At 49.3% G+C, this 19,283-nt stretch carries 19 protein-coding genes; 1 reads left to right on the top strand and 18 read right to left on the bottom strand.

The features are described 5' to 3' along the window. Positions 1-13: 13 nt before the first annotated feature. The 10 genes from H7F26_RS10285 to H7F26_RS10245 form a co-directional block, all read right to left on the bottom strand. Positions 14-1,210, bottom strand: a complete 1,197-nt coding sequence (locus H7F26_RS10285) for a cytochrome P450 (protein WP_003179699.1) — start codon at positions 1,208-1,210, stop codon at positions 14-16. Positions 1,211-1,227: 17 nt separating this feature from the next. Beyond that, on the bottom strand, positions 1,228-2,229 hold the full coding sequence (gene bioB / locus H7F26_RS10280; protein WP_003179696.1) for a biotin synthase BioB: 1,002 nt from the start codon (positions 2,227-2,229) through the stop codon (positions 1,228-1,230). Continuing rightward, positions 2,226-2,933, bottom strand: coding sequence for a dethiobiotin synthase (gene bioD / locus H7F26_RS10275; protein ID WP_003179691.1), 708 nt, complete (start codon positions 2,931-2,933; stop codon positions 2,226-2,228). Before bioD ends, bioB begins: the two co-directional genes overlap by 4 nt. Continuing rightward, positions 2,930-4,069: an 8-amino-7-oxononanoate synthase gene (gene bioF / locus H7F26_RS10270; RefSeq protein WP_003179689.1), complete on the bottom strand. Its 1,140-nt coding sequence runs from the start codon at positions 4,067-4,069 to the stop codon at positions 2,930-2,932. Before bioF ends, bioD begins: the two co-directional genes overlap by 4 nt. Next, positions 4,059-5,405, bottom strand: coding sequence for an adenosylmethionine--8-amino-7-oxononanoate transaminase (gene bioA / locus H7F26_RS10265; RefSeq protein WP_003179686.1), 1,347 nt, complete (start codon positions 5,403-5,405; stop codon positions 4,059-4,061). The genes bioF and bioA overlap by 11 nt, the downstream gene beginning before the upstream one ends. Further along, entirely contained in the window at positions 5,386-6,171 is a 786-nt protein-coding gene (locus tag H7F26_RS10260) for a 6-carboxyhexanoate--CoA ligase (protein ID WP_003179683.1), read from the bottom strand. Before H7F26_RS10260 ends, bioA begins: the two co-directional genes overlap by 20 nt. Positions 6,172-6,339: 168 nt before the next feature. Continuing rightward, positions 6,340-7,542 (bottom strand): GTP-binding protein, encoded by a 1,203-nt coding sequence (locus H7F26_RS10255; protein ID WP_003179681.1) that lies wholly within the window; start codon positions 7,540-7,542, stop codon positions 6,340-6,342. Positions 7,543-7,607: 65 nt separating this feature from the next. Further along, positions 7,608-8,558, bottom strand: coding sequence for a nucleoside recognition domain-containing protein (locus H7F26_RS21965; protein WP_227592814.1), 951 nt, complete (start codon positions 8,556-8,558; stop codon positions 7,608-7,610). Then, positions 8,453-9,280 carry a GTPase gene (locus H7F26_RS21960; protein WP_011197635.1) on the bottom strand — a complete coding sequence of 276 codons (828 nt, stop codon included), beginning with the start codon at positions 9,278-9,280 and terminating at the stop codon, positions 8,453-8,455. Before H7F26_RS21960 ends, H7F26_RS21965 begins: the two co-directional genes overlap by 106 nt. Then, positions 9,274-10,386, bottom strand: coding sequence for an NAD(P)/FAD-dependent oxidoreductase (locus H7F26_RS10245; RefSeq protein ID WP_075876106.1), 1,113 nt, complete (start codon positions 10,384-10,386; stop codon positions 9,274-9,276). The genes H7F26_RS21960 and H7F26_RS10245 overlap by 7 nt, the downstream gene beginning before the upstream one ends. 132 nt (positions 10,387-10,518) lie before the next feature. On the opposite strand from H7F26_RS10245, the gene folE2 reads away from it, so the two are divergent. Next, positions 10,519-11,421, top strand: coding sequence for a GTP cyclohydrolase FolE2 (gene folE2, locus H7F26_RS10240; protein WP_003179674.1), 903 nt, complete (start codon positions 10,519-10,521; stop codon positions 11,419-11,421). Here folE2 and H7F26_RS10235 read toward each other — a convergent pair. The 8 genes from H7F26_RS10235 to H7F26_RS10200 all read right to left on the bottom strand — a co-directional run bounded on the left by H7F26_RS10235 (position 11,418) and on the right by H7F26_RS10200 (position 19,009). Then, positions 11,418-11,603 carry a hypothetical protein gene (locus tag H7F26_RS10235; protein WP_124932269.1) on the bottom strand — a complete coding sequence of 62 codons (186 nt, stop codon included), beginning with the start codon at positions 11,601-11,603 and terminating at the stop codon, positions 11,418-11,420. The two genes, folE2 and H7F26_RS10235, sit on opposite strands and share 4 nt — an antisense overlap. Next, a complete protein-coding gene (locus tag H7F26_RS10230; RefSeq protein ID WP_003179669.1) occupies positions 11,590-13,479 on the bottom strand; it encodes an ABC-F family ATP-binding cassette domain-containing protein in 1,890 nt (629 codons plus the stop codon). The genes H7F26_RS10235 and H7F26_RS10230 overlap by 14 nt, the downstream gene beginning before the upstream one ends. An 84-nt stretch (positions 13,480-13,563) precedes the next feature. Next, the gene (locus H7F26_RS10225; protein ID WP_003179667.1) at positions 13,564-14,988 is read right to left on the bottom strand and encodes an SLC13 family permease; all 1,425 of its coding nucleotides are present in this window, start codon (positions 14,986-14,988) and stop codon (positions 13,564-13,566) included. 145 nt (positions 14,989-15,133) lie between these two features. Then, a complete protein-coding gene (locus H7F26_RS22230) occupies positions 15,134-15,535 on the bottom strand; it encodes a methyl-accepting chemotaxis protein (protein ID WP_370510519.1) in 402 nt (133 codons plus the stop codon). Positions 15,536-16,001: 466 nt separating this feature from the next. Continuing rightward, complete coding sequence (locus tag H7F26_RS10215; protein ID WP_009329084.1) at positions 16,002-17,459, bottom strand: benzaldehyde dehydrogenase; 1,458 nt, start codon at positions 17,457-17,459, stop codon at positions 16,002-16,004. 157 nt (positions 17,460-17,616) lie between these two features. Beyond that, positions 17,617-17,940, bottom strand: a complete 324-nt coding sequence (locus H7F26_RS10210) for a DUF2178 domain-containing protein (protein ID WP_223307071.1) — start codon at positions 17,938-17,940, stop codon at positions 17,617-17,619. Next, entirely contained in the window at positions 17,924-18,133 is a 210-nt protein-coding gene (locus tag H7F26_RS10205; protein ID WP_003179660.1) for a helix-turn-helix transcriptional regulator, read from the bottom strand. Before H7F26_RS10205 ends, H7F26_RS10210 begins: the two co-directional genes overlap by 17 nt. 156 nt (positions 18,134-18,289) lie before the next feature. Beyond that, positions 18,290-19,009 (bottom strand): YebC/PmpR family DNA-binding transcriptional regulator, encoded by a 720-nt coding sequence (locus H7F26_RS10200; RefSeq protein ID WP_003179658.1) that lies wholly within the window; start codon positions 19,007-19,009, stop codon positions 18,290-18,292. Positions 19,010-19,283 lie beyond the last annotated feature (274 nt).

The following is a 19,283-nucleotide window of genomic DNA, read 5'->3' as shown; positions in this document are numbered from 1 at the left end:
TTTTTCGTCGTCTTTAATTGAGGATGACAGGCAGCTCGGCCAGCGATCTAAAGCCGATTAGCCTGCGAAATGGAACGTCTGTTGAAGCAAGCTTCAAGTTAGGCAGCCGCGCCAACAGTGCGGGAATGGCAATTTGCGCTTCGAGCCGCGCCAATGCCGAGCCTAAACATACGTGCGCACCGGCTCCAAAGGCAAGGTGCGGATTCGGCTTTCTTGTGATGTCAAATAGATGCGGGTTTTGAAATATCTTTGGATCGCGGTTGGCGGCGCCTAAAAGGATATATAAGTGCTCTCCTTTTTTGATGATTTTCCCGTTGATTTCGCAGTCCTCCGACGCGGTGCGCGCTGTCAGCTGTGTCGGGCTTTCATAGCGAAGACATTCTTCGACGGCCGACTCAATCAGCAGCGGATTTTCTTTCAGCTCACTGAGCTGGTCAGGATGTGTCATGAGCAAAAACAACCCGTTCGTCAAAAGGTTGACTGTCGTCTCATGTCCGGCAATCACAAGCAGGATGCACGTCGCAAGCACTTCTTCATCAGCAAGCTGCTCATGACCGGCGAATGTGCTGATCAGGTCTTCAGAAGGATGCGCTTTTCGCTTTTCAATTAAATTTTTAAAATAAGCCGTCAGCTTGGCAACGGTATCACCGCCTTTTGCCATTACCTTTCGTGTACGGGTCAAATCGATCGTTTGAATGAGATCCGCCGTCCATTGCCTGAATTGGTACCTTTCCTCTTCCGGGACGCCGAGCATGCCGGCAATGATAAGGCTTGCCAAAGGAAAGGCGAATTCCGATACCATGTCCGCCGTCTTCTTGTTTTCAAGCTGATCGAGCAATTCATGGACGGTTTCTTCTATAGCAGGGCGGAAAGTTGCCGTCTTCTGCGGCATGAATTCTTTGCCGGCAATCGTCCGCATCCGCTTATGGCCGGACTCATTTTGAAACAGCATCATATTTCGCTGCAATCGCTGAAGTTGTTCATATTTAGTAGAAGCTTCTGGGAGAGGAACGCGGTTTATAAATGCCGGTTCCTTCAAAATCGCTGCCGCTTCTTCATATCCGGTGACATACCAGCCCGGATGCTTTAAAACGGTTCCTTTATATACAGGATGAATGGACCGCAGCTGATCGTAAAACAGATATGGATCTCTCCAAAAATCCGAATCCGATTTCAGGCTCGGCCCTGCCTCGTGCAGTTCTGTCGTCATGTTATATCTCCCCCGTGCTACCGCTGTAAACTGGCTTTCATTTCTTCGACCGATTCGACTTCGAACCCTAAATCATGAAGCATCTTATGGTCCTCTGTTTCATTCTGTCCTGCCGTCGTTAAATAGTCTCCGACGAAGATTGAATTGGCGGCATACAGCCCCAACGGCTGCAAGGAGCGGAGGTTGACTTCGCGCCCCCCTGAAATGCGGATTTCCTTTGTCGGGTTGATAAAGCGGAACAAAGCTAAAACCTTTAAACAATAAAGCGGATTCAATTCATTGACCCCTTCCAGCGGAGTCCCGTCGATCGCATGCAAAAAATTAACTGGAATCGAGTCGGCATCCAGCGCCTTTAAGCTTTTCGCCATATCAACGACATCCTGCTTCGTCTCTTTCATCCCGACGATGACGCCCGAACATGGGGACATCCCGGATTTTTTGGCTGTTTCCACAGTGTTCACCCTGTCATCATACGTGTGGGACGTTGTAATATTTGAATGGTTGGTTTTTGATGTATTGATGTTGTGATTGTACCGGTCTACTCCGGCTTCCTTCAGCCGCTCGGCTTGCCCGGGCTTTAGCAGTCCGAGGCATGCGCAGATTTTTAAACCGTACGTTTCTTTGATTTCTTTAACGGCGTCGACCACTTGATCGACTTCTCTGTTGGACGGTCCTCTGCCGCTCGCCACGATGCAGTATGTTCCGATATTTAAATCGTGCGCACGCTTTGCGCCTTCAAGCAAGGTCGTTTTGTCGACCATCCGGTAGCTGTCGATCGGCGCTTTTGATATCGAAGACTGCGAGCAGTAGCCGCAGTTTTCCGGACAAAGGCCGGATTTTGCATTCATAATCATATTGAGCTTTACTTTTTTTCCGTAGTAGCGTTTTCTGATTTGAAAAGCGGCATGCATAAGCAGAAGAACGTCGTCATCCGGGCATTCCAAGATGGAAAGCGCCTCTTTTTCAGTTACTTCCCCGCCATCCAGCACACGTTCTGCAAGTTCCATCCACTGATTCATTTTTCTGCCCCCATTTGCATTTGATTCATAATCAAGGAAACATCGACATGATCCTTGATCATGTGGTGAATTTGTGTTGGTGAAGCGTCTTCAAGCTTCGGTGTAACGCCGAGGAGCGGTACACCGCAAAATCTTTCAATCATGTCCGGATTCGTCTGTTCGTCAAGTCCCGGCCGGCTGCTGATGCCGTTGATCACGATGCCGATCACGCGTATCCCCATTTGTTTTGCGTATTGGGCGGTTAAATACGTATGGTTGATCGTTCCGAGATTGGGACGCGCCACAATGACGGCCGGCAAATCGAGCGCTTTGATCAAGTCGCTGACGAAATAATCCTCCCCGAGCGGCACAGCAATTCCGCCTGCCCCTTCAACGATGAAGCACTCGTGCCGATCCTTTATCTTTTTCCAATGGTTCACGGCATCTTCCAGCCCGACTGTCCTCCCTTCGAGCTTCGCAGCTGTGTATGGTGCAAGCGGCTCTTTAAAAATAAAAGGCGTAACCTCTTCATCAGTAAGAGGCGTTTCAGACATGTTCTTTAAAAGAGCTGTATCACTCTGCGGATCGCTAGCGAGCTCGCCGCTCAAAAACGGCTTAAACACGCCGACATCTACATGCTGCTCTTTCAGTAAAGCGGCAAGACCGCAAGCGATAAACGTCTTCCCGACTCCCGTATCTGTTCCCGTTACAAAAAAACCCTTCATTTCACCAAGTTCAACTCTCTTCCCATTAATTTAAACCCCTCTAATAGATCTTCAATATCTTTCAACCTGCGTTCTGCGGTGACGGTCAGCCTGATCCGGCTCTCTCCTTCTGCAACAGTCGGCGGTCGGATGGCCGGGGCTTCAATCCCCTTCTCCTTCAGGCCGTTTGCAAATTGAACAGCTTTTTGGGGATCTCCGATCATAACGGGTATGATCGGCGTATCTTCTCCGTTGACCGTAAACCCGATATCCACGAGACTCCGTTTGATCGTGTTCACCGATGATTGCAAAAGCCGGCGTTTAGCCCGGCTGTCTTCGATGATATCTAAAGCTTTGCATGCCGCCGCACAGCTTGCGGGCGGGACAGCCGTTTGAAAGATAAACGTTCTCGCATGATTCAGCAAAAAATCGATCAATGTTTTAGAACCTGCGACGAAGCCGCCTTCTGCGCCTACAGCTTTACTTAACGTACCGATCACAACATCGGGAGAGACGCCGAAATACTCGCTCGTTCCCCTGCCGGCTTCTCCCAAAACCCCTGTTGCATGGGCATCATCTACGATAACAAAGGCCCGGTACTGCTTGGCGAGCAGCATGATTTCGTCAAGCGGCGCAATCGTGCCGTCCATGCTGAACACGCCGTCTGTCACAATAAAGCGGCGTGCACGGCTCTGTGCGGCGCGGAGCTTTTCTTCAAGATCATTCATATCCTTGTGGCGGTAAACAACCGTATCAGCTTTTGAAAGGCGGCAGCCGTCGATGATGCTGGCGTGGTTCAATTGATCGCTTAATATGACGTCTCCTTTTTCAGGCAAAGACGAAAGCACGCCGACATTGGCCAAATATCCGCTTGAAAACAAGAGAGCCGCTTCCGTCTGCTTAAAACCGGCGATTTTCCGCTCAAGTTTTTCATGCCATGCGGTATTGCCTGACGTCAGCCTTGATCCTGTGCTTCCGGCTCCAAAGCGGCGGAGCGCTGTTTCTGCGGCATGAATCAGCCGTTTGTCGTTCGCCAGGCCCAAATAATCGTTTGACGCCCAATTCGTACGTTCAGCTTGAGGCAGTTTAAGCGAGCGGTAAAGCCCGGCTGCTTTCGTCTTTGCGAGCCGGCTGCTGAGCCATTCGTCAATACGCACGGCCTGTAACCTCTTGAATCGCTTCTTTCATAATCGACACCATGGCGCGCAGGTCATCGGCGGTGCTGGCGAGCGGAGGAAGAAATGCGACAACATCCCCGAGCGGCCTCGTCAGCATGCCAAGCTCTCTCATTTTCAAAGACACCCGGTATCCGATTCGCTCTTCGGGCGGATAAGGCTGCCTCGTTTCCTTCGACTGAACGAGCTCGATCCCGCTCATAAAACCGAGCTGGCGGATGTCGCCGACATGAGGGAGCGCTGCCAGATCATGAAAGAGCGATTCCAGTATTTTCGACTTTTCCGCAACTTGAGCGACGATTTTTTCCGATTCGAACAGGCGCAAATTTTCCAGCGCAACGGCACAACCAAGCTGGTTCCCCGTGTATGAGTGGCCGTGGAAAAACGTTTTGAGTTTGTTGTAGTCATCATAGAACGCCTCATAAATTTCCTCTGTCGCAAACGTTACGGCGATCGGCAAATAGCCTCCGGTAATGGCCTTTCCAGCCGCCATCAAGTCAGGTTGAACACGTTCATGCTCACAGGCAAACATTTTCCCGGTTCGGCCGAATCCTGTCGCCACTTCATCGACAATCATTAAAACGTCATATTTCGTGCAGAGCTCCCGGACGCCTGCCAAATATCCTTCAGGCATCACGATCATCCCTGATGCCCCTTGAACCATCGATTCGACCGACATCGCGGCGATCTCATCGTGCCGCTCGCTCAGGAGCCGTTCGAGTTCTGCGAGACATTCATCGCGGCACTCGTCCGGGTTGCCGCTTTTCGAGCGGTATACGTATGGAACGTTCACCTTAAAGCTTTCAAACATAAGCGGCCCGTATACATGGTGGAAGAGCTCGATTGCACCGACGCTGACAGCGCCGATCGTATCGCCGTGATAGCCGTTTTTCATCGAAATGAATTTTTGTTTCTCCGGCTTGCCGATGTTTTTCCAATATTGAAAGGCCATCTTCAGCGCGATTTCCATTGCTGCGGCGCCGCTGTCCGAATAAAAAACACGCGTCAGATTTTCCGGCGTGATCTTGATTAACACCTCGGCAAGTTCTGTCGCCGGAACATTTGTCATTCCCAGCAATGTCGAATGAGCGATTTTGCCGAGCTGTTTTTTGATGGCCTCATCCAGTTCCTTCTTGCGATGGCCATGGACATTGAGCCATACTGAAGAAAATCCGTCGTAGTACACCCTGCCGTCGATATCTTTCAGCTTGATTCCCTGCCCGCTTTCGATGATCAGCGGGTTTTCGTCATAGTCTTTCATTTGGGTAAAAGGCAGCCAAAGATATTGTTTGCTTTTCTCAACGAATGATTGATTCATGATTTACCTCCTGACCAATGAATACAGGCTGTTTTTCCAAATCGTCTATGCAGCTTTTTACATCTGCTGATCCATCAACAAAAAAAATCCGGCAGCCGCTTTCGTCCCCATGCTCTTTCATCTTTGTCATCCGCTGATAACCCAGCTTTTTAGCCGCAACATAGCCCGTTATGTAATCAGGGTCATCCGACCAGCATAATTCGGCGATGACGGCCGGGTGCTCACATACCTTTGAGGCGATGGCAAGCGCCTCTTTCAACCGTGGATTTGGCGGCACCCCGCACAAAGCGGCCCACCTTTGAAAATCGGCCTCCGGCCAATCGAGCCGCGAGACGCGCACTCCTTTTTCTTTTCTTCCGTCAATCCGCCGGCCGGAATGAATATCAAACAAAACGGCGCCCCTCACGCCCCAGTATTCGGCAATGCCTTGAAACGCTTTTTCAACCGCGCTTTCCGGCACGCCGGCGCGGCTGATCAGCTCACGGGCGAGCGCTTGTCCTTCTTCCGCTGATACCGTTTCATTCGTTTCAATGCGCAAAGGTTGAACAAGCTTTATCGGTTCGTTTACAAGATCGAACTGAATTTGCATAAAGTCCGGCCTGCCCCGCGAATGAGACATACCTTTTTCCAATAAATCGCTGACGGCATCATTTAAACCGATGAAAGGCACAAGCCGCTCTCCTCCGGATATGTGTTTTCCCCCCTCTTCATGGGGACCGTTCTCGGAGGCTCTCATTCTCACACTGTAATACGCTTCCCCCTTCATGCTTTCATCCCCCTTCTTGTTCATATGTTAACCTATTATTAATTAGAGTTAACATTACAATAAAATATTAGTATTCCTTTCCTGATATGTCAACATCGCGTCCAAAACACCGGTTTGTTGGAAATAAAAAAGACAAAAGAGATGTCTCTCTTTTGTCTTTTTTTAGAATTATCTAGCTCTTTCAATCTGCCAATCGAACGGGTCAGATAAAAGCGACCAGTCGGCCGCCATCTCCGAATCTGTTAAAAGGCATCGATCCGCTTCTGCGGTAATTTCAGACGGCGACAGATCCAATCCGATAAAGACGAGCTTTGTATGGCGGTCTCCGAATTCTTCATTCCATTCTTTTAAAAGCTCAGGGTTCTGTCTGAGAATTTGTTCCTGTTCCGGTTTGGACAGTGCGGCCACCCAATAAGAGATCGGTTCCAGCGACACGGAAGGACCCGCCTGCGACATCAAAAGGGCAAGGGTGTTGCGCGTCGCACACCAGGCTATTCCTTTCGCCCTGACGACGTTTTCCGGCAGCGAATGAATCCAGTTATAAAACCGCTCTGTATGAAAAGGACGGCGCGCTTCGTATACAAACGAAGATATTCCGTATTCTTCAGTCTCAGGCGTATGCTGGTGGTGTCCTTGGTTTAATTCCCTGATCCAGCCTGCTGAACCGCTCGCTTCGTCAAAATTGAAGAGACCGGTGTTTAAGATGGCCTTCGGATCGACCTCTCCTTTGACCGCTCTGATGATGTTTGCTTTAGGCTGCAAAGTTTTCAGCACTTTCTCAAGCTTTTGCAGATCTTCCTCGGAGACAAGGTCGCATTTATTCAAAATCAGCACATCGCAGAACTCGATTTGATCGATGAGCAGATCGGCGATGTCGCGTTCATCCTCTTCGCCGACAGCCTCTTTCCGGTCCAGCAGGCTGTCCCCCGACTGAAAATCGTGCCAAAAACGATTGGCGTCGACAACCGTCACCATTGTGTCCAAGCGGCAGAACCGGGTCAAATCAATACCCAATTCTTCGTCGATGTAAGAGAACGTCTGAGCGACCGGGATCGGTTCGCTGATACCGGTCGATTCGATCACGATATAATCAATATTTCCCTGCTTCGCCAGCTTTTCGACTTCAACCAGCAAATCCTCTCTGAGTGTGCAGCAAATGCAGCCGTTTGACATTTCGACCAGCTTTTCATCCGTCCTCGACAGGCCGCCGCCTTGCTTGACAAGCCCTGCATCAATGTTGACTTCGCTCATGTCATTAACAATAACGGCGACTTTCAGCCCTTGGCGGTTTTGCAATATGTGATTCAGCAGCGTCGTTTTACCCGCCCCCAGGTATCCGCTTAATACTGTCACAGGAATCTTTTTACTCATTTTTTCATTCTCCTTCCTCTTATCAAATCGTAATTATTACGATTTATATTTTATTTCACCACACTTTATTTAAAAATGCAAAGCGTCAGCTTCAAGATGATCATGATGATCAAAACCGAAACGACTGAAGTGGCCATCTGTTTTCCCATAATGGCTGCCGCCGTTTTCATCCCCAGTTCCTTGGCAATTGTCCAAACCGTCACCATGCATGGAGTAAAGGTTGATGCCAAGTAAATGAGCAGAAAGAGCGTTGCTCCCGGCAGCATGTCAAGAAGCGCTCCATTCCCTTCATTGAACAAGAGAATGCCGTCTTTCCTGATCAGGGAAAAAACAAGGCCAGGCGCCGCATCTTCTGGAGCGCCGAACAGGCTTAAAACAGGCGAGACAAGCAATGTCACAAGACGGATGACACCGAGTTCATTCAATACGGTCGCCGCCAGGCAAATGATGAGAAAGATCGGCATCGCCTGAAAGATAAATTGCTGAAGCACTTCTTTTACTCGAAAGACGATCCCTTTCCAGGACGGCTTCTGCAAAAACGTTTGCCGTCGCTCGAAGTAAGCGGCCCATTTCTGATCGATGCGATACCATATCCGGTTATGAACGGCCGCTGCGGCAACAAGAACAGCGAGGTAAGGAATAAACAGCCACTCCCTTCCCGCAGCATGAAAAATCGACAGCGTCGCACCGATTTGGTAGCTGCACGCTGATCCGAAAGAAATAAACGATACACAGCGCTTTCTCGTACACATGCTGCATGACCGCGTCTGCTGAACGGACACGACATTGCAGCCAAATCCGGTCAAAAGCGGAACTAAATCACGGCCGTTCAGACCGATCTTCCGCATCAGCGGGTCCAATGAATCGACGATCCGGTCCTTTAAACCCGAATCATCCGCTGCCGCATTCGCTATAGACATAAACAAAACGACAGGAAACGCCCAAACAAACGAGTAAATGCCAAGGGATAACAGGCCATAGTTCCCCGCCAATGCCGCGCCCAGCCATGACGGCAAGCCCCCGACCGCATTTTGGAGCGGACAACCGCCCATTTGTCCGCAGATTGCTGCACCCACTCTGATGTATGATAAGCCAATACGATCGGCGCCATAAACAACAAACATAAAAGTGCAGCGCTCACTACAGGCCCCGCTACGGGACGATGAAACACAGACTGCTGAACAGCCACACTTTCAAGTTCAATCTGTTTCATCCGCCTCCGTTTGAGCGGATGAAATTCAGCCTCTTTTCTTAAAAAAGCGATGATCCGCTCTTTTTTATCGTCTGTCACGGTTCTCGTATCAACCAGCAGGACCGGGAGACTGTGCTTGGCCACTTGCTCAGAAAGCTTCCGGCGCATGGCGTCCGTCATTTTATCCTGAAACGTAACGATAAAGCAGACGCGCCGGGCTTCCGGCGGAATCAGCTCCAAGACCGCGTTCAGCTCTTCAGAAAAATGGGTGCCGCGCAAGACGGCAACCACCTCATCGGCCTTTTCGATCTCTTTTTTCAGCGCTCGTTTCGACACGCTGCCATCCTCCCGAATGCCCGGTGTATCAATGGCTTGCCAGCCCGGAAGGCTTTTGATCTCCCGTTCAGCCGCAAATATCGTCGATCCTTTCACATTTGCTGCTTCGCCTGCCCTCTGATCAGTGATCGCTGAAAAAAGCGTTGTTTTTCCGACCGATTCGAGTCCGATGAAGAGCATGCGCTGCCGCCGCGTTGGTTCTTTCAGCATTCACACTGCACCTCACAGCAGCTCAAATCTGTGAGAAACATTTGATTTTCCCTGTATTCTGTCAGCACCTTTTCATCGATCGAAAACCTTCGTTTTTTCAACAAATGCTCGGCGATGACGGCGAATCGCTGCCTGAATTTATAAATGAAGCAAAAGACCGCGTTTTGATGCTGAACGCTCGGCCCGATTAAATAAAGACCGTCCGTCACGGTCGACATGTCTTCATTTGTTAAAAGCGGCTTGCCGTTCTCTCCCCATTCAAACAAATGCTCGATTTGTTTTGCGCCGGAATGAAAGCCTGTCGCGATAATCGGCCGTGTTTCCGAACGGATCTTCCTCCCGTCTGACAAATATAAATCATAGGCTGGTCCGTTTTTCGCCAGTTTCTCTACAACGGCTTTTTCCAAAAACTGAACCTTCCCTTTTTCATACGCATCTTCTAGACGCTCCCATGTGTAAGGTGAAAGCGACCTGCTCGGATCGGCTTCAGCGTTTTCGCGGAGCGAATTCGGCATCACAACCGTCACATCGCTGCCATAGGACGCCAGTTGTACCGCCGCATCCATTGCGCTCTCATAGCCGCCTACCACGTAAAAATGGGCTTTTTCAAATTGGCTCCATCTGGCGACCTTGCTGTTGTGGATGCCAATCTCTGCACCATGAAACGAATATTTCGGGAATTGGAATTCACCGGCTCCCCAAATAACGTCTTTGGCCTTCATAGTGCCTTTATCTGTTTCAACTGAAAAACCGCCGTCGTCTTTATGAACGCTGCGAACCGATGTGCCTTCTTGAATTGGAAGCTGAAAATGATCGGCCAAAAGCGCCAAATAATCTCCATACTCCCGTCCGCTCAAGTGCTCGCGTTGAAAAGTAAAGGCAGGGGATGTTCCCGGAGCAACAGCGTTTAAATCCAAAGCCCCGAATCCCTGCCCGGTAAAGGACGGCGTTATCAGTTTCATTTCTTCAGGCCAGCTTCGGAATGAAGCTCCTGCACGGTCTTTTTCCAAAATCGTAAACGATTTAAAACCGAGTTTTTTCAGAACGATCCCCATTCCAATACCTGCGGGTCCCGCTCCAACAATGACGATTTCGCTATGCTGCAAAACAACCACTCCCTAAACGAAATCATTTCGATTTAATTTGCATGCTTTAGACATGACCACTTGATTTTATCACAGCATTGCCTCAAAATAAATAGGAACTATTTCGATTTACTGAAGAAAGGGGTCTCATCAATGGAACGCAAACTGCATTTGCCCGCAAAACCCGAACGCCACCGCCGCTTCGGATCTGTCGAAGCCGTGAAAGGAATAAAACCGACTGATAAAGAACAGATGAAGGATATTCAAAATACACCGAACGACTATTTTTTTGACATTGACCATGTCGGTGTCTCAAACGTTTCGCATCCGATTTTGATTGCTTCCTCGCTCAAGCCGTTTACACAAACGACGATCGGCGCTTTTTCCTTTACGACGAGCCTTGCGCGCGACCGCAAAGGAATCAATATGAGCCGCCTGACAGAACAGCTGCAGCGCTATCACGAAGCAAACTGGACGGTTGACTTCCATACACTGAAAGATTTTGCAAAGGATTTAGCCGGCAATATGGAACAGGAAAGCGCATCCGTCTCCGTCAGTTTTCCATGGTATTTCGAACGCATCAGCCCGGAAACCAAATTGTCCGGACTGATGCATGCCGATATCCATATGACAGTCTCTTATCATGAAAACAAAGGCTTTTCGCAAACCGCCGGCATCACCGCCCATGCGACGACGCTCTGCCCTTGTTCAAAAGAAATCAGCGAATACAGCGCCCATAACCAGCGCGGCATAATCAAGATCACCGCGCATATCAATGAACAGGCGGAGATGCCGGACGATTTCAAAGCCGAGCTTCTTGCCGCAGCGGAAACGAACGCAAGCGCAAAGCTCCATCCCGTCTTAAAAAGACCCGATGAAAAGAGAGTGACTGAACAGGCTTATGAGAATCCAAGATTTGTAGAAGACGTCCTCCGCTTAACAGCTGCCGACTTATACGAAATGGACTGGATCTCCGCCTTTGAGATCGAATGCCGGAACGAAGAATCGATTCACTTGCACGATGCCGTGGCGCGGCTGTCGTTTTCCAAATGTTAAAAAGCTCGGCCGAAAAAATGGCCGAGCTTTACAATTTTAATGATGAGCGTGGTCAAGCAGACGATGCTGAACATCATAAAGAATGCCAGCGAGCCTCTTCTGTTTTCTTTGCGGCAGCCCATTGCTTTTATAAACAAGAGAACACATAATGCGGCCATCAGCAGACAGTTACGATTGTTCAAGCTCTTCGATCAACAGCGACAGCTCTGTCCAGCGCTCCATTGCCGCTTCGAGCTCTTCGGCTGTTTGCGCCTGCTCTTCCATCAATGTCTGGATTTTGGCAAAATCGCTGCCGGCGGCGGCGATTTCCTCTTCAAGCCGTTTATGCTTTTCTTCCAGAGCGGCGATTCTGTCTTCGATGCCGTCCCATTCCAGCTGATCTTTATAAGACAGTTTCTTCCTTTTCTTTTTCTCAGGTTTGACAGGTTCTGCGGCTTCAGACGCCGGCTTTTGACGGCTGTTCTCCTTTTGCTTCTCCATATATTCGCTGTAGGAACCTTGAAAACGCGATACGTTTCCGCCGCCTTCAAATACAAGCAGCCTGTCGACTACGCGGTCAAGGAAATAGCGGTCATGGGATACGGTCACGACAACGCCGGGAAACTGCTCCAAATAATCTTCGAGCACGCCGAGCGTCTCGGTATCAAGGTCGTTTGTCGGCTCATCGAGGAACAGGACGTTCGGCTCCTCCATCAGCACTTTCAAGAGATAAAGGCGCCTCTTTTCCCCGCCTGACAGCTTGCGGATCAAGTTGCGCTGCACGCTCCGCGGAAAGAGGAACCTTTCCAGCATCTGCTCCGCTGTGACCACTTGTCCGTCGGCCGTTTTGACGACCTCAGCCGTCTCCTTGATGTATTCGACGACCTGCAGCGCATCGTTCATTTCGCTGTGATCCTGTGTATAATAGCCGATTCTTACGGTCTGGCCGATCGTGATCTGTCCTCCGTCAGGCTTAATGCGCCCGGCAAGCGCGTTTAAGAGTGTTGTTTTGCCGATCCCGTTCGGTCCGATGATGCCGATCCGGTCCCCCGGCACAATCAGTTCATTGAATGAACGGACAAGCTGATTCCCGCCGCGGCTGATGTCAACGCCTTCCGCTTCAATCACCTGCTTGCCGAGACGGTGGGAGCCGATCGCGAAATCAAGGGAAGAACCGGTTTCAGGCGCGTCCTGCTCCTTTAGTTCCTCCACCCGCTGAATTCTTGCTTTTTGCTTTGTCGAACGGGCTTTGGCCCCCCTTCTCAGCCAAGCAAGCTCCCTTCTGAGAAGGTTTTGCCGCTTCGTTTCGTTTTGTTCGGCGAGCGCTTCTCTTTCGGCCCGCTTTTCCAAAAACACTTCGTAGTTCCCTTTGTATGTGTATAGGCGCCCTCGATCCAGTTCATAGATCCTGTTGGTCACCCGGTTTAAAAAATAGCGGTCATGGGTGACGAGGACGACGGAGCCCGGATACCCGCTCAAATAGCCTTCAAGCCATTCGATCGTTTCATTGTCAAGGTGGTTTGTCGGCTCATCCAAAATGAGGAGGTCAGCGGGCTGAATTAATGTTTTCGCAATCGCAACACGCTTTTTTTGCCCCCCGGAAAGGGAGCTCACTTCTTTTGCCACATCCGCGACGCCAAGCTTCGTCAATATCGTTTTTGCCGCCGTATTCGCGTCCCAGGCGCCATGTTCGTCCATTTTCCCCTGCGCCGCCAGCAGGTTTTCCTGCTTCTTCGGATCATCAGGCGCCGCATTCAGCTCCTGAAGCGCCTGCTCATACGTCCTCATCGTCCGCATCATCACGGAATCTCCCGAATAAATGTGCTCAAGCACGGTTTCCGGACCGTCCAAATCAGGATCCTGATCCAAGTACTCGATATGGAGGCTGCCGGGCTTTGTGATGTCTCCTTTTTCGGTCGATTCATGGCCGGCGATCACTTTCAGCAAGCTGCTTTTTCCCGTTCCGTTCGGTCCGATCAAGCCGATCCGTTCGTTTTCTTCAATATGGAACGATATATGGTCAAATAATGTTTTGTCTCCGTAAGTTTTATATAAACCTTCCGCTTTAAAAATGCTCATCTGTCTACCAATCCTAACGTAATGTCATAACTTTATTTTAATGCAGATGATGCAAGAAAACTAGTGAGAGCTTTTTCGCGGACATTATTGAAAGACGGCCGGAAGCCAAAAATATGCGCTGATCACAATCAAGAAGACACCTGCGATATTGAGCCAAAAGCCCGCCCTGACCATATCCTTTATCGTCAGCAGATTGGAGCTGAAGACGGCCGCATTCGGCGGGGTGGAGATCGGAAGCATGAAGGCGCACGATGAAGCAAGCGCAGCTGCCGCCATCAGCCCGTACGGCTCGACCTGAAGCGCGGCGCCAAGGCCGATCGTCATCGGAATCACCATATTGGCGACAGCCGTATTAGACATGATTTCAGTCATAAATAAAATCGCAGCCGTCAAAATAATCAGGACAAATAAGTAAGGGTGGCCTTCCAACAGCTTGAGCTTGCCGCCGATCCATGCTGTCAGATTGGTCGCCGAAAAACCGGCCGCAAGCGACAAGCCGCCTCCAAACAATAGAAGCAGTCCCCATGGCAGCGACTGCATATCCTTCCATTCCAAAATCCGTTCATCCTTTGTACTCGGAATTAAAAACAGCAGAACCGCTCCGAAAATCGCGATCGACGTATCTGATATTTGAAACGGAAGGATAAATTTGAACATCCACAAACATGCGGTTAATAAAAAAACGGTAAAAACCGATTTTTCCTCCCTCGTCATTGCGCCAAGCGCCTTTAAATCATGATCGATAAAATCAGGCTTTTTTCCTTGAAAAGCGCTCACTTTAAATTTTATTTTCGTTAAATAAACATATAAAATGGCAAGAAACAGAATGGAAACCGGGAACCCGAATAAAAACCATTCAAAAAACATAATTTCGTGATTGAGCATCTGCTTGGACATCGCGGCAAACACCGCGTTCGGAACGGAACCGACCAATGTGGCAAGTCCGCCGATCGACGCCGCATACGCGACAGCCAGCAAAATGCTTTTGCTGAACTTCTGCAGCGATTCGCCTTTTAAAATTTCTTTTTCCTGCACTTCTTTAATGACTGCTAGCGCTACGGGAAGCATCATCAAAGCGGTGGCAGCATTCGAAATCCACATCGATAAAAACGCAGTCGCCGCCATCACGCCAAGCACGATCCGGTGGCTTTCAGCCCCGATCCGCTTTAAAATGTGCAAAGCCATCCGTTTATGAAGATTCCATTTTTCGATGGCGATCGCAATGATAAATCCCCCCATATACATAAACACAATCGGATCGCCGTATGCTTTGGCCGTCGTTTCCATATCTAAACCACCCAATGTCGGCAGCAAAATGACTGGCAAGAGCGATGCCGCCGGAATCGGCACGGCTTCCGTAATCCACCAGACGGCCGTCCAGGCTGTAACCGCAAGAACGATTCGCGGCGCGTAAGCCAGCTCAGCTTCCGGTATCAAGCCGAGAATCAGCAAAAAACTGATCGGCCCCAATAACAATCCGGTCAGTTTAGTCGTTGTATATACTCTCATCTATCCCATCCCCCTTGAAAGCGGTTTCCCATTCATCACTTTTCGCTTTGACCGGGGAAAATTCCTCTAAAAAATTTAAAATAAAATTTTAATAAATGAAAAATTAGAAAAGCCCGCCGATTTTGCCAGCGGGCCTGTGAAAGTTCTAGTCTTCAAATTGGTGTTCCGCCATCTTGGCAAGGTTTTGCGCGTTGCTGCTGATCTCCTGCATCGTGGCGGAAATTTGTTCAACACCTGCGGCCTGGCCGCTCGTATGTTCATTGATGACTTCGATCGAATGCTCAAGGTCTTTTAATAACGCGTGGATTTTCTTCGTGATTTGGTCAATCTGGCCGACGTTTTCTTTTGAGTGTGTCGCAAGCTTGCGGATTTCGTCGGCGACGACGGAGAACCCTTTTCCTGACTCTCCGGCTCTCGCCGCTTCAATCGCCGCGTTCAGCCCGAGCAGGTTGCTTTGATCTGAAATGCCTTTTACGGTGACTGAAATTTTCTCGATTTCTCCGGCGCTTTCACTGACTTCCTTCGCCTGCTTGGAGATGTCGGACATTTGTCCGGAGAAGCCGCTGACAGATTCGGCGATATCCTGAATGGCCGAAGCCGTCTGCTCGACGATGACCGACAGGCTTTCCGCGACGCGGTGAAGCTGATCCGATTTTTCAAGGCTCGTGCCGAGCCCGACTCCGCCGATAACCCTTCCGTTCTCGTCGTGGAGCGGGATCGCTCTCGCCGCAAGAGGGAAGCCGAACAGCTCCTTAGGCACCATGCTTACTTTCTTTTTGTTTTGGCGGATGGCGTCTGTAATAATATCGCCTTCCTGCAAAGGGTCACCCGCTTTGACATTCAGGGAAAATGTCTTTCCCGGGATGTTGACGATCAGCTTTTCGGTATCGTAAATCCCCACTGTCACATCGTCCTGAATCAGCTGATTCAGGAACGGCGCCACTTTCACAAAAGCATCCAGCAGCGGGTGGATGTCCGTTTTTACTGCTTCATTCATGTATCAAATCCTCCTCTTAATATGGAAAACTCCTTTTTTGGTGCTGGACGGAAATCCATTTTAATGTCGTAAATTCGTCAAGGCTCCACTCTCCGTTCAGCCTTCCGATCCCCGATTGCTTTTCACCGCCGAAAGCGACATGCGGCTCATCGTTGATCGTCGTGTCATTGACATGGATCATGCCCGTCTCGATTTGCTTTGCGATGGCAACGCCGCTCTCCACATTTCCCGTGTGTACGGCTCCGCTCAGTCCGAAAGGCGTGTCATTCGCGATCTCAACCGCGTCTGCTTCGGTCTCAAACGGCATGACGCATACAACCGGACCGAACAGCTCTTCCTTGGCGACAGACATATCAGGCGTGACATCCGCAAGAATCGTCGGCTCGACGAGATTGCCTTTAATATCGCCTTTCAGAAGCGGTGTGGCGCCTTCTTCGATGCCTTTTTCAATCGATTTTCTTAAATGTTCAGCTTGGCGTTCATTAATAACAGGGCCGATAACGGTTTCAGGGTCCAGCGGATCGCCCGTTTTAAGCCCGGATACTTTTTGGCTGAACAGCTTTAAAAATTCCGGATACACTTCTTTTTGAACAAGAATCCGGTTGGCCGACATGCAGATTTGCCCTTGATGTGTGAAGCGGCTGAAAGTCGCGGCATTGACGGCGTATTCCAAATCGGCATCCTCGAGAACGATCAAGGCGCTGTTTCCTCCGAGTTCAAGCAGCGGTTTTTTGAAATGTTTGATCGCCAGCTGCCCGATATAGCTGCCGACCTTCGTTGAACCGGTAAACGAGATGATTCGCGGAATCGGATGCTCAACGAAGCTGTCGCCGATTTCCCCGATATCTGTGACCACGACATTCAGCAGTCCCTTCGGAAGACCGGCTTCTTCAAAAATCTTTGCAATCAGCGTGCCGCCGCAAATCGGTGTTTCCTCATGCGGCTTTAAAACAACGCCGTTCCCGGCGCCAAGCGCGGGCGCAACTGATTTTACAGATAAAAAGAACGGAAAATTGAACGGACTGATGACGCCGACCACTCCCGCCGGAATGCGGTATATCCGATTTTCTTTCCCATCAACCGGTGAAGGGAGAATTTTGCCTTCCATTTTGAGCGGGAAGCCCGCCGCTTCTTTGATCATATTGACGACAAGATCGATTTCAAAAGCCGCTTTCAGCCGTGTTCCGCCAAGCTCCTCCATAATGAGAAACACAATCGCTTCTCTATTGTCTTCAATATAAGCCGCGGCTTTTTCTAAAATTACCCTTTTTTCATAGGGATTGACGCCATCCCATTTCTTTTTCGCCTCAAGCGCAGCTTTGTAAGCCGCATCGACATCCTCCCGCGTCGCTTTCCGAAAAGAGGCAATCGTTTTATGGGTAAAAGGATTCAGATCGGCCAACACGCTTTCACTTTGGCCGTCTCTCCATTCCCCTCCTATGTATTGACGGTTGAGGTCAGTTATTTGAATCATTCAGTCCATCTCCTATCAAACAGTTTTGGGAAAAGTTAGACTACATCTTATGTATCGGCAATCTTTCAAGAAAATTCAATCTTATGGGTCTTTTGGATATAAAAAAAGATTTTACCGATAAATCGGTAAAATCCGGATACAAGGGGAACAGCACCGCTCAGTTTTTCTGAGCAAGATAAACGGTTGTGATCAGCATTGATAAATATTGCAGGATATATAAACCTGTTATTAGGAAAAATGAAAAGGATATTCCTTGGAAAATGATCACCAACGCCCAGGCAATTAAAATGGCCGCCATTGTAATGTTCCAGGAGAGCGCCTTAGCCTGATAGCTAATCTTCTGCTGGCGCTCATCGAACAGCCTCTCTTTTTTTCCAATTCGTCTGTTTACTTTGTAAACAATTGCGATCCCGAGCACGCCTATTCCTAAGCCCGCTAAAGCGATCAGTATGTTTGTCATCGTTTCAGTCAATATTTTCATCCCCCTCAAAAATAAATAAATCTTCAATCAGACATTCAAAAATTTGAGCCAGTTTATGCGCCAGAACGAGTGAAGGTTTATATTTTCCCTTTTCAAGGGAAATCACCGTTTGCCTCGACACATTAAGCCTTTTAGCCAGTTCTTCTTGTGTCATGTTCAGCGAAGTGCGCTTTTCCTTTATTAACGTTTTCATCTTTCCTCCATTGGGAATGTAAAGTTCACTATACGTAAAGTATACTTAACAAAAAAATAAAATGTCAAGTTAACTTTACAATAAAAAAAGATAGACAAAACAGGTCGTCCTCCTGTTCATCTATCTTTTCTTTACCGATTTTTTCAGGGCCTCTTTTTACGCCCCTAAATCGACATTATGGTAAACTTGCTGAACGTCTTCCAGATCTTCCAGCGCGTCAATCAGCTTTTCAAACTGTGCGCGCGCGTCCTCTGGAAGGGCGACGTCATTTTGCGCGAGCATCGTCAGCTCGGCCACCGTGAACTCAGTGATGCCGGCGTTTTGCAGCGCCTCCTGTACGGCGTGGAACTGATCGGGCTCGGCATAGACGATCACTGCATCGTCTTCCTCTAAAATATCACGGACATCGATATCCGCTTCCATCAATAATTCGAGCGTTTCATCAGCCGTTTTGCCTTCAAAGCCGATGACGGCCGTCGGATCAAACATGTAAGCGACAGATCCGCTCACACCCATGTTTCCGCCGTTTTTGCCAAATGTGGAGCGCACATCGGCAGCCGTGCGGTTGACGTTGTTTGTCAACGCGTCAACGATCACCATCGCTCCGTTCGGACCGAAGCCTTCATAGCGCAGCTCGTCGTAATTTTCCTCAGAGCCGCCCTTCGCTTTTTCGATCGCCCGCTCAATAATCGCTTTCGGGACATTGTATGTTTTGGCGCGCTCAAGCACGAATTTCAGGTTCTGGTTCAGTTCGGGATCGGGCTCTCCCTGCTTTGCCGCCACATAGATTTCGCGGCCGAACTTCGCGTAGATTCGGCTCGTATTCGCATCCTTGGACGCTTTCTTCTCTTTTATATTGTTCCATTTACGGCCCATGATGTAACCACTCTCTTTCAACATTGAATCTTTCATTCACAAAATCTATTATACCGCAGGGCCGGGCGATTTCATCAAATTGATGCATCGAATTTACGACATTTTTTTGGAAATCCTTCTAAGACGCGAGTTTTCCGCTGCCTTTCTTCTGCTCCTTCTTCACAACCGTGACAAAGATTCCGGCAATCACAAACACGATTCCGGCCAAATGAACGAATAGAGTAAAAAGCAAGCACCGTAACAATCATCGCATAATAGTCGCAGCCGCACTATC

This window comes from Bacillus sp. PAMC28748, from assembly GCF_014250415.1.
Classification (GTDB): Bacteria; Bacillota; Bacilli; order Bacillales; family Bacillaceae; genus Bacillus; species Bacillus licheniformis.
The sequence above is the reverse complement of the archived record's forward strand: the minus strand, read 5'-3'. Positions and strand labels throughout refer to the sequence as shown.